Raw genomic sequence first — 11,636 nt, forward strand, 5'->3', positions numbered from 1 at the left:
TATCATGTTCACCTCGCTTCTTTTCACCGTTAAAAACAACATTGCCACCATCACGCTCAACCGGCCCGATGTGTACAATGCCTTCAACGACGCCCTCAGCTACGAGCTGCAGGACGCGCTGAAACAGGCGGAAAAAAACGCGGCCGTACGGGCGGTGGTGATCACCGGCGCGGGCAAGGCTTTCAGCAGCGGGCAGGACCTGAAGGCCGCACAGGAAGGCAAACGCAACCTGGGCGACTCGCTGCACAAGCGGTACAACCCCATCATCCGGGCCATCCGCAACATGCCCAAACCCGTGATCTGCAAACTCAACGGCGTGGCCGCCGGCGCGGGCTGCTCGCTGGCGCTGGCCTGCGATGTGATCATTGCCGCAGACAACGCCACCATGATCGAGATATTCATCAACATCGCGCTGGTGCTCGATTCCGGCTCGTCTTATTTCCTGCCCCGCACCATCGGCTACCACCGCGCCTTTGAGCTGGCCACCAAAGCCACCAAACTCACCGCGGCGGAAGCCCTGCAGATGGGGCTGCTGAACAAGGTAGTGAAAGCGGAAGAGCTGGATGCCACAGTAGACGCCGAAGCCGCATTTTACGCGCAGGCGCCCACCAAAGCCATCGCCCTGATGAAAAAAATGCTCACCAAAGGCATGACCGACGACCTGGATACCGTGCTCGACTACGAAGCCTGGTGCCAGGAGATCGCAGGGAATACGGCAGACAACCAGGAAGGCATCAACGCTTTCCTGGAGAAAAGAAAACCCGCGTTTAAAGGGAACTGAACAGACATACCCGCATAAAAAAAGCCGGCTTCCTTACGGGAGCCGGCTTTTTTGTAATGATGTATTCCGTTACAGTCCGCTGATGGCAAGACCGATAGAGTAAGGCCTGATCTCTGACTGGCCCGTGTTGTCTTTGAACAGCGGGTTCAGGTTCACCGTACCGAACAGGGCGAAGTTGCCGTAGCCGATGCGGGCGGTGCCGGCAAAACGCCAGGGGTTGAAGAAACGTTTGTTTTGTTCCTTGATGATATTCTTTTCGCCGCCCAGGGTGTTTTTGCCCTTGGTGTGCGCATTCACGAGCATGCCCACTTTAGCGCCGATAGAGGCTTTGAAGCCTTTGTTCGCATTGTCTGCCACCTGGCGGAAACGCAGCTCGATGGGAATTTCGAGGTAGTTGGTGGATACCTTGTATTTTTTATACAGATCGGACGACACGAACTTCACATCGTTGGAGTTCGCGTTGTTCATCGGGATCACCTGTTTGTTCAGGAATATATTGCTGGAGCTGATACCCAAACCGGCAGCCACGCTGAAGTTGGATTTGGAAATGGGAATATCGTACATCAGGGCGATATTGAAGCCGCGGGATAATCCTTTCGTTTTAACGCTGTCCGGCGCGGAAGCCCAGCCGTCGTAAGAAAACCCGATCACCAGGAAATCCCTGGAAAAAGAGGCCTTCTCTTTGGCCTTACCAATAGCCGCACCAGTCATGTCCTGTGCATAAACACCTGCAGAAACCGCGATAAAACCCAGTGTAAAAAGTAATTTTTTCATAATATGTTTAAATGCTTGGCAAAAAGAATATCAGGCAAATTTAATGGAATGCAAATAAATCAAAGGGTTAAAATATTGCAAAAATAATACATGGTAATTATCGGGATCCGGGTTGCGGTATTTTCCGTAACTTGTATAATAGGTAAAATGCCACTCCAAAATCAATCCCGTTATACGGAAGCTCCGCCGCAACGCAACCCCTAAATGAACCGAAAGCCATACGTATGGCGAGATTGACAACAATTAACCTGCATGAAAAAAAACAGCAGCCCCATTATCATTGTTTTTGTTGCTGCCATCGTTTCCGTCACCTGGTTTGCCTGGCAAGCCTGGACCGCCGATGCCGACGTTATCCGGATCAATGAGCGCGTGCGCCTTGCCAACGACAAAATCCGCCAGCTGGAGCAGGTGGCTTATATGGTCAAAACACTCGAATCGGCCGTCAGGGGTTACGTGATCACGGGCGATACGGGATTTCTCGTGCGGGAAGACCAGCTCGAAACGCAGCTCCGGGCCCCGGTGCAGAACCTCCTGATCATGACCCGGGGAGACGCCGCGGCGGAGATGCAGATGGATTCTCTTAAAGCAGCCGTGTTAAAGCGGATCGTGCTCTACAACTACCTCATCGACGCCGCCCGCGACAATCCCGTGATGGCGGGCGCCATGATCCAGACGAAAAGAACACCCGCGCCGGCAGACGGGCTGATGCAGCTCATCGACCGCAACCTGCAGCGGGAACACGCGGCCCTCAGCCACCTGCTGGGCACCCAATGGTTCAACCGCAGCCCCTTCCTGCCTTCCATCATCGGCAGCATCGTGGCCGCCATCATATTGCTGGCGGGCCTCTACCGCATCGCATCGAACCTCCGCAAGGTGCAGGCATCCGAAAAGCAATTGCGCACCAGCGAGGAAAAATACCGCCAGCTCATCGACGATGCGAGCGCCACCCTGTTTACCACCAACCGTGGCGGCTTCTTCACCTACGTCAATAAAAAAGCATTCGAGCTTACCGGCTATACGGCGCAGGAACTGATCGGCAAACAATACGGTATACTCGTAGACTCGTATGTACAGCGGGAGCTGCGGGAGTTTTATGAGAACCAGTCGTTTTCCGGTCCCACGGAAACCACCATGGAATTTCCCATCCGCATGAAAAACGGGAAAAAGAAATGGGTGGAACAGCACGTGGCCCTCGTGGAAAAAAACGGGATGTTCATGGGTTTTCAATGTGTGGTGAAGGATATCCATCATAAAAGGGAAGCCGACGAAAGGCTCACGGAAACCAAAAACGAAATGGACATCCTGCACCGCCGGCTCGAATCCATTCTCGACAACACCACTTCCATTATTTTCATCAAAGACGTGCACGGCAAATACCTGCTGGTGAACCGGCGGTTCGAGGAGGTGTTCGGCATCTCCCAGAAAGAGATCATCGGCCGCTCGGATAAAGACTTTCCCAATATCCTCCATCCCGGCAACCATGCGCTGACGGACCGTACGGTGATCATGTACGAAAAACCCCAGGAAATCGAAGACACTATCGAGATCAACAACGAAACGCATTATTTTTTCATCAATAAATTCCCGCTCCGCGATCACCAGCTGCGGGTGTACGGGCTTTGCGGCATCGCAACGGACATCACCCAGCGCATCGAAGTGGAAAACAAACTGGTGGAATCGCGCCGGAAAACGGAAAACGCCAAACGGGCGCAGGAAGTGTTCATGGCCAACATGAGCCACGAGCTGCGCACCCCGCTGAACGGTATCATTGGCGTCACCAACCTGATGCAGCAGATGGAAGGCAACCCGCAGCTGAAAGAATATGTCAGTGACATCCGCGAATCCGCCAACAACCTGCTGGTGCTGGTAGACGACCTGCTCGATTTCTCGCGCATCCGCACGGGTCAGCTCCACCTTGCCAAGGTGGATTTTGATCCCCGCCATGTGATACTCCGCGTAATCGGTAAACATCGCGAGCGCGCCGAAGCCAAAGGGCTGGCGATGCACTGCGACCTTGCCGACGGCGTCAAAAACCACGTAATGGGCGACCCCACGCGGCTCAACCAGATACTCGACAACCTGCTCGACAATGCCGTGAAATTCACGGAGACAGGGGAAGTGCGCCTGTCGGTGCGCGTGGCCGCCGCCAACGAAAAAAACACCATGCTGTACTTCGAGGTGCAGGACACCGGTGTAGGTATTCCCGAAGACCTGCTGCACGACCTCGGCGAAGGGTTCTCGCAGCTGCAGGGCGGCAACGACCGCAAGCACAGCGGCACCGGGCTGGGCCTTGCACTCACCCGCCAGCTGATTCTCCTGCAGCACGGTAAAATCGATATTCATCATAACCCCGGCGGCGGCACCATTGTGCGGTTCGCCATTCCTTTCAGCCGCAGTTTCCATGTACCGGAGCAACCCGCCACCGGGCCGGCACGCCCGCCGCTGGAAGGCCGCAACATTCTGCTGGCGGAAGACAACCTCATCAACCAGAAAGTGGCCATCCGCACCCTGCAGCAGGCCGGCGCCACCGTCACCCTCGCCGAAAACGGCCTCGAGGCCCTGCGCAAACTCGCCGAAACCAATTTCGACTGTGTGCTGATGGACATCCAGATGCCGGAAATGGACGGTCTCAGCGCCACCCGTAAGATCCGCAGCATGGGCTCCGGCATCCCCATCATCGCCATGACGGCCTCCGCGCTCCGCGGCGACCGCGAGCGCTGCCTGCTCTGCGGGATGAACGAATACATCTCCAAACCTTTCCGGCCGGACGATCTGTTCGGTAAAATACAGGAAGTGCTGGGGGAACGGGAACCCTCCCTCACCGGCTTCATCACCGCCTCCCATCCCGACCCATCGGGCAGGCCGAGGATCGATCTCGTCTATCTCCGCAACATCGTGGAAGACGATAAAGATTATCTGCTGGATGTATTGGGTATTTTCGTGGAGTGCACGGAAGGTATGTTCAAACACCTGCTGAACAGCGCGCGGCACGGCGAATGGGAAGAAACGAGCCGCCACGCCAGCCTGCTGCGCAACAGCCTCATGATCGTCAAAATCCATCCCCTCTCCGAGATGATACAGCACATCGAGCAACATGCGCGCAGCCGCAGCAACCTCGACAGTATTGTGCCCAACATTCATCTGGCCGTTAAAATCTACAATGATGCGCAGGTAGCCCTGCGGCGGGAGATGGAAGAAATCCGCAATAATTGACCGCTCGCCTGTGATGGGGCTATTCCCACGTAGTGTTCACTCCCATATGCTACGAATGCATCGGCACTTCGAACCGGAAGCCGTAACCTTTCCTGGCGAATGGGAAGAGAAAATTTACGCACCCGTATGCAGCGGCAGCTCGAACCAGAAGCGGCTGCCCTTTCCCGGTGTGCTGTTCACGCCGATGGTGCCGCCCTGCGCTTCAATGAATTCCTTCGCGATCGCCAGTCCCAGCCCGCTGCCCTTGGCATCTTCGGAGCCGGGTACCTGGAAGAAACGTTCAAATATCTTGTTGCGGAAAGCGGGGTCGATGCCTTTGCCGGCATCCTTGACGCTGAAGGCGAGTTTGTTGGTGCCGGTAGGCTGTACGGCCAGTTCCACGTCTGCATCGGGCGGTGAATACCGGATGGCGTTGGTGAGCAGGTTCACCAGCACCCAGGCGCTCTTTTCCGCGTCCGCCGCCACTTTCGGGGCGTCGGGCGCCAGGTCCGTGCGGATATGGATGCGCCGGGCTTCGGCTTCCTTGCGCACGGTATCGAGTGCGTACTGTACGATCTCGGCGGGGTTTACGGGTTGAATCTGCAGCTGGATGTTGCCGTTTTCGGCGCGGGAAAAATCGAGCAGTTCGCTCACCATGCGTATCATGCGCCGGTTGTCCTGCCGGATGCTGTCGATCAGTTCCTTCTGTTCGGTGCTGAGGGCGCCGGAGCGCTCATCGTCGAGCAGCGTCAGGCTGAGGTCGGTGGCGGCCAGCGGCGTTTTCAGTTCGTGGGAAATGGTGGCGATGAACTGTGTTTTCGCCAGGTCTATTTCGCGGTAGGTAGTGATATTTTTGAGGATAATGATATGGCCGATCTTTTCGTGCTCGTAGTGGATGTCGGCCGTTTCGCGGGTGAAAAAACTCTCCCTTCCGTTCACGACGATTTTCACGTGGCCGTTTTCCTGGCTGCCCAGCAGGTACTGCATGAGGTCGTTTTGCCGGGCGATCTCCGCCGCTGGGCGGCCCGCCACGTTGCTCTCATCCATATTCAGCAATTGCAGCGCTTCCGCGTTGGCGAACAGTACGATGCCTTTGGTATCGATGCCGATGGTGGCATCCTTGAGGCTGCCGATCACTGCTTCCGCCCGTTTCTTTTCAAACATGATGCGGGCGAGGTTGCTGTGCTCGTATTCGTCGAGTTTTTGCGCCATGGTGTTGAATGCGGTGGCCAGTTCCCCGAACTCGTCGCCGGACTTGAAATACAACCGCTGCCCGTAGTTTCTGCCGGCCACGGCTTTGATGCCTTCGGTGAGCTCGCGGATGGGGTTGGCCACGTAACCGGGGAAGTTGTACACGAAAGTGATGCCCAGCAAAAAACAGAGACCGCTGATGATCGAGATGTACAACACCGCTTTGTCGGCGATGGCTTTGGTGCGTTCGTGTTTCCGTACGATGGCCGTCATGTTCAGTTCCATCACCTCATACAGGTCTGCGCGGAGCTGCGGCAGCTGCATCGAATCGGTGGCGTGTTTCCGCAGGTTGGCGGTAGCAGCGGCTTCACCCGGCTCCGTTACGTTTTTTTCCTGCAATTGCAGGTTTTGCAGGAACACGCCGGTGTTGACAGGCTGCTCATCGAGCGCCTTCAGCATGTTCTTCGCGTATTCCAGCGATTCGTAGTTATCCTGCAAAATGGAACGCGCCTCGCTGTTGACACGGCTGATGTAATAATAGCCCAGCACGCTTACCAGCAGGAGCATGCAAAAGAGGAATAATACCCCGAGTGTGATCTTTGATTTGAGCCGGAGCCTTGTCATGACAGTATGATCAGGTCAATTTCATGAGAAGATAAGGTTTTCAGCAACTGCGAAAAAGTATTTGTGCGCAAAATAATGCCAAACAGGCTGATATGCGGCTTGCCGATACAAACCGTGGTGATGTCTTTTTCGCGTGCGGTTTGCATGATGGCTTCCGCAATGTCGGACGCCTGTACCCGGATGACTTCGGCCCCCAGCTCCGTAGCCAATTTCAGGTTATTGATGAGGTGCCGCTGGTTGGCCAGGTTGATGCGCCCCACGCTTTCGCGCGGCGTTTGCACGTAGAGCACGTACCAGTCGCCATGATAATACGCCGCCAGCCTCGCCGTTTTGCGGATGACCTTGCGCGAGATTTCCTCATTGCTCGAAATACAGGCCAGGAAACGCTCGTGGCGCATCTGCTGGCTGCGGGGAATTTCCGTTTCCACTTTCCGCTCCACTTGCGAGGCCACTTCTTTCAGCGCCAGTTCCCGCAGCTGGAGTATCTTTTCCGCCTGGAAAAAATTCTGGAGGGCGGTTTCTACTTTGCTTTCGTCGTAGATCTTGCCTTCTTTGAGGCGGGTGATCAGTTCGTCGGCCGTCAGGTCGATGTTCACCACTTCGTCCGCCAGCTGCAGCATACTGTCCGGCACCCGCTCCTGCACCTCGATGCCGGTGATGGCTTTCACCTGCTGGTTGATGCTTTCCATGTGCTGGATGTTGACCGCCGAAATCACGTTGATGCCGGCCTGCAGCAGCTCCACCACATCCTGCCAGCGTTTCTCATTTTTGGAGCCGGGGATGTTGGTATGCGCCAGTTCGTCCACCACCACCCATTCCGGCGCCAGCAGCAAAATGGCGTTGAGGTCCATCTCTTCCAGCATCTTGCCTTTGTAAAACGCCTGCCGCCGCGGCACGATGGGCAGGCCGTCTATCAGGGCGGCCGTTTCCTGACGGCCATGCGTTTCGATGTACCCTACCAGCACATGTTTGCCCTTGCGCAGCAGCGAGTGGGCTTCCTGCAGCATGCGGTAGCTCTTGCCCACGCCGGCGCTCATCCCGATGTAAATCTTGAATGCGCCCATGCCGGCTTTGCCGGAAGAATGTGAAAAACCCTGCACCATGTACAAGCGGTTGAACCGCCAGGGGGCCGCCCGGCCTGAAAACCGGAACAGCCCCGCTGGTGGTTGCGTATGAAATTTAAAATGAAACTGCCAGTGATGCGGTAACGGCCGCATTCCCGTTCTTCAGTTCCTTGTTTTTGGTAAATATCTCGTCTTTGCTGTTGTAGAGTTTGCCTTCTATTCTGAACAGCACATTGCTGACAGGCGCCACGTCGAAGTTCAGGGAGCAGCCGCTGGTCCTGAACCCGTTGGGTGTGCCGGTGGCAACGATCACACCGTTCTCGTCGTTGAAATATTCGTACCGGCCGGCGACGGCGATTTTATCGGTAAAGGCGTAGCGGGCTATCACCGTGGGGCTGTACCAGTTGTTCATATCGCTTTCGCCTTTTGTTTGCTGTTCCAGGCCGTAGTCGAATCCTGCGATGAGGCTGAATTTGTCCGTGATATTGAAAATGCCGTACACGTCGTTGAAATAACGCATCTGCCTTACGGAGTCCGGTTTGTCGTTGCCGATGAAGGTGCTCCAGTTCAGCGTCACTTTGCTGCTGGGTTTAAAGGTCAGCTGTGTGCCGAAGGCGGGCGTCTGGTTGGCGTCCGGCCGTTTGATGCGTTGCCAGCCGTTAAGATACATGGCGGCCACTGTCCACTTTTCGTTCGACCAGGTGATTTTTGCGCCGGCCTCGTAATAGGGTGAGTTCTCCGCCATCAGGCTGCGGGTAAGTGTAAAGCAGTCTTTCGAAATGGCGCTTTCAAACCCGATGTGCGAGGGCATGATGCCCGCATCCACCCACAGATTTTTACCGATGCGCACGCCTACGTTGGCTTCATAGATATGCCGGATCAGCTCCTGCTCGGCGGCCATATTGTACTGCGCATAGGTGCCCGCCATCAGCGCCAGGTTGGCGCGCACACGGTCGCTGGTGTAGTTGCCTTTGAGGAAAGCCAGGTTCACGTTCAGCTCGTTGTGGCGGGAATGATTGTAGATAAACCCCGGGCGGTTGTGGTTGGCAGGCTCATCGAAATCAAAACCGTAATAGGCTTCCACGTACCCGGAAAAGTTGAATTTCGGCGCCGGTGTTTCTTCCTGCGCCATGGTGTTCATGCACAGCAAAGCGCCGGCGGCAAACAAAAGTGTTTTTTTCATTGTATCGGTCATATAGTTAATCGCGTTATGTAAAGGTACTGCGCGCGCCCGTTCCGTGGAGGCTTTCACTCCGGAACCGGGCGCCGCCGGTACTAAATTTTCAGGGCTTTCCAGGATAGATCAGGTTAAATGGTATAGGGAGGGCTGTGACTATTTCAGCTCGTCCAGCGCGATATTCAGCGCCAATACGTTCACGGTGGCCGGCCCGAACATGCCCAGCAGGGGGCCTTGGGTGTTGTCCTTCACCAGTTCCTGCAGCCGCTGTTCCGGAATGCCGCGCAGCTTCGCGATACGGCGCACCTGCACCAGTGCGCCTGCGGGCGAAAGGTGCGGGTCGAGGCCGCTGCCGGAGGCCGTCACCAGTTCGGCGGGGATGTCTGCTTTCTGCACACCGGGGTTATGTGCCAGGAAGGTGTCGATCCGTTCCTGCACCACTTTCAGGTAATCTTCGTTGGAAGGCGCTTTATTGGAGCCCCCGGAACCGGCGGCATTGTAATCCACGGCAGACGGGCGGCCCTGGAAATACCGGTCGTCCGAAAATTGCTGCCCGATATTGGCGTAGCCCACCACTTTGCCGTTAAGCTCCACTTTCACGCCATCGCCTTTACCCGGGGCCAGTTTAGCCACGCCGGCAATCAACAGCGGGTACAACCCTGCGGTCAGCAGTACCAATACGAGGGTGAGTTTAAGGGCCGGGAAAAAATATTGTTTCATTGTAGTATATTTTTCGAAGGTCGTTGAACCTTGGTGATAATTAAAAGAATATTGAAACCAGCATATCGATCAGCTTGATGCCGATAAAGGGAATGATGACCCCGCCCACGCCGTACACCAGCAGGTTGCGGCGCAGCAGCGCACTGGCCCCGATGGGCCGGTAAGCTACCCCTTTCAGGGCCAGCGGTATCAGCAGCGGGATGATGATAGCGTTGAAGATCACCGCACTGAGGATGGCCGTTTCAGGGCTGTGCAGGTGCATGATGTTGATGCCCTGCAAGGCGGGAATGGAAGCCACGAACAGCGCGGGCACAATGGCGAAGTATTTCGCCACGTCGTTCGCAATCGAAAAGGTGGTGAGCGTACCGCGCGTCATGAGCAGCTGTTTGCCGATTTCCACGATCTCGATCAGTTTGGTGGGATCGTTATCGAGGTCCACCATGTTCCCGGCTTCTTTCGCCGCCTGCGTGCCGCTGTTCATGGCCACGCCCACGTCGGCCTGCGCCAGCGCGGGCGCATCGTTGGTACCGTCGCCCATCATGGCCACCAGCCGGCCGTTTTGCTGTTCCTTGCGGATGTAGCTCATCTTGTCTTCCGGCCTCGCCTCCGCGATAAAATCATCCACGCCTGCCTTGTTGGCGATGTATTTCGCGGTGAGAGGGTTGTCGCCGGTCACCATCACGGTTTTGACGCCCATTTTACGGAGGCGCTCAAACCGTTCCTGGATGCCGGGTTTGATGATGTCCTGCAACTCGATCACACCGGTGATCCGGTTGTTTACGGCCACCACCAATGGCGTACCGCCATTGCCAGAAATCTGCTGCACCGTGGCGAGCGTTTCTTCCGGGAAACTGTTGCCGGCTTTGGCGGCGAGGTCGCGGATGGCGTCGTAAGCGCCCTTGCGGATACGCGTGCCGTCGGGCAGGTCGATGCCGCTGCTGCGGGTTTCGGCGGTGAACTTTACGAAGTGCGCACCGGCTACGGACAAACCCTTCACTCTTTCCTTGCCCGCCAGTTCCACGATGGATTTGCCCTCGGGGGTATCGTCCGCCAAAGAGCTCAGTACGCTGAAGCGGATGAATTCTTCCTGCGAGTGCCCGTTAGTGGCGTAAAAATTCGTGGCTTTGCGGTTACCGATGGTGATGGTACCCGTTTTATCGAGCAGCAGCACATCCACGTCGCCGGCGGTTTCCACGGCTTTACCCGATTTGGTGATCACGTTGGCGCGCAGGGCCCGGTCCATTCCCGCAATACCGATGGCCGACAACAGCCCCCCGATAGTGGTGGGGATGAGGCACACGAACAGGGAGATGAACGCGGCGATGGTGATGGGCGTTTGCGCATAATCGGCAAACGGTTTCAGGGTAACACAAACAATGATGAACACGAGGGTGAAACTGGCCAGCAGAATGGTCAGCGCAATTTCGTTGGGTGTTTTCTGGCGCGATGCGCCTTCCACCAGCGCAATCATTTTATCGAGAAAAGACTCGCCGGCGCCCGAGGTCACTTTCACCACGATGCGGTCGCTCAGTACTTTGGTGCCGCCCACCACGCTGCTTTTGTCGCCACCCGCTTCACGGATGACGGGGGCGCTTTCGCCGGTGATGGCGGATTCGTCGATGCTGGCGAGGCCTTTCACGATTTCGCCGTCGGCGGCAATGATATCGCCCGGCTCGCACAGAAAGAGGTCGCCCTTTTTGAGCTGCGAGGAGGATACCACTTTTACTTCGTCCGTAAATATTTCACCCACGGCCAGTATTTTCTTAGCCGGCGTTTCTTCGCGGGTTTTACGCAGGCTCTCGGCCTGCGCTTTGCCCCGCGCTTCAGCGATGGCTTCCGCAAAATTCCCGAACAGCACCGTGAGCAGCAGGATGATAAAGATGGTGAGGTTATAACCGAAACTGCCCTGTGAGGCGTCGCCGGTGAACAGGGTGAAGAGGGTCACCACCAGCATCACCAGGGTGCCTACTTCCACCGTGAACATCACGGGGTTTTTGATGAGCAGCCGGGGATTGAGTTTCACAAAGGATTGTGCGAGGCTCTCCCTGACCAGGGCTGCGGGAAAAAGTTTATTATCGTTCGATTTCATCGCTTATTTTGTTTTGTTGCGCGG

General features: G+C 56.2%; 8 protein-coding genes. 2 read left to right on the forward strand and 6 right to left on the reverse strand.

Annotated features, from left to right (window positions below; translation table 11 throughout):
* The first annotated feature begins 4 nt into the window (after nucleotides 1–4).
* Nucleotides 5–781 carry an enoyl-CoA hydratase-related protein gene (locus EGT74_RS07970; protein ID WP_123845978.1) on the forward strand — a complete coding sequence of 259 codons (777 nt, stop codon included), beginning with the start codon at nucleotides 5–7 and terminating at the stop codon, nucleotides 779–781.
* 69 nt (nucleotides 782–850) lie between these two features.
* Here the strand turns inward: EGT74_RS07970 and EGT74_RS07975 are convergent, their stop codons facing one another.
* Nucleotides 851–1,555: an outer membrane beta-barrel protein gene (locus EGT74_RS07975; RefSeq protein ID WP_123845979.1), complete on the reverse strand. Its 705-nt coding sequence runs from the start codon at nucleotides 1,553–1,555 to the stop codon at nucleotides 851–853.
* A 252-nt stretch (nucleotides 1,556–1,807) separates the two neighbouring features.
* On the opposite strand from EGT74_RS07975, the gene EGT74_RS07980 reads away from it, so the two are divergent.
* The gene (locus tag EGT74_RS07980) at nucleotides 1,808–4,768 is read left to right on the forward strand and encodes a PAS domain S-box protein (protein ID WP_123845980.1); all 2,961 of its coding nucleotides are present in this window, start codon (nucleotides 1,808–1,810) and stop codon (nucleotides 4,766–4,768) included.
* 114 nt (nucleotides 4,769–4,882) lie between these two features.
* Here the strand turns inward: EGT74_RS07980 and EGT74_RS07985 are convergent, their stop codons facing one another.
* The 5 genes from EGT74_RS07985 to kdpB all read right to left on the reverse strand — a co-directional run bounded on the left by EGT74_RS07985 (nucleotide 4,883) and on the right by kdpB (nucleotide 11,612).
* Nucleotides 4,883–6,562 carry a sensor histidine kinase gene (locus EGT74_RS07985; protein WP_123845981.1) on the reverse strand — a complete coding sequence of 560 codons (1,680 nt, stop codon included), beginning with the start codon at nucleotides 6,560–6,562 and terminating at the stop codon, nucleotides 4,883–4,885.
* Entirely contained in the window at nucleotides 6,559–7,665 is a 1,107-nt protein-coding gene (locus tag EGT74_RS07990) for a sensor protein KdpD (protein ID WP_123845982.1), read from the reverse strand. The genes EGT74_RS07985 and EGT74_RS07990 overlap by 4 nt, the downstream gene beginning before the upstream one ends.
* A gap of 76 nt (nucleotides 7,666–7,741) precedes the next feature.
* On the reverse strand, nucleotides 7,742–8,809 hold the full coding sequence (locus EGT74_RS07995; RefSeq protein ID WP_123845983.1) for a porin: 1,068 nt from the start codon (nucleotides 8,807–8,809) through the stop codon (nucleotides 7,742–7,744).
* Nucleotides 8,810–8,959: 150 nt separating this feature from the next.
* Nucleotides 8,960–9,523: a K(+)-transporting ATPase subunit C gene (locus EGT74_RS08000; protein ID WP_123845984.1), complete on the reverse strand. Its 564-nt coding sequence runs from the start codon at nucleotides 9,521–9,523 to the stop codon at nucleotides 8,960–8,962.
* Nucleotides 9,524–9,563: 40 nt separating this feature from the next.
* On the reverse strand, nucleotides 9,564–11,612 hold the full coding sequence (kdpB, locus tag EGT74_RS08005; RefSeq protein ID WP_123845985.1) for a potassium-transporting ATPase subunit KdpB: 2,049 nt from the start codon (nucleotides 11,610–11,612) through the stop codon (nucleotides 9,564–9,566).
* Nucleotides 11,613–11,636 lie beyond the last annotated feature (24 nt).

Source organism: Chitinophaga lutea (assembly GCF_003813775.1).
GTDB lineage: Bacteria > Bacteroidota > Bacteroidia > Chitinophagales > Chitinophagaceae > Chitinophaga > Chitinophaga lutea.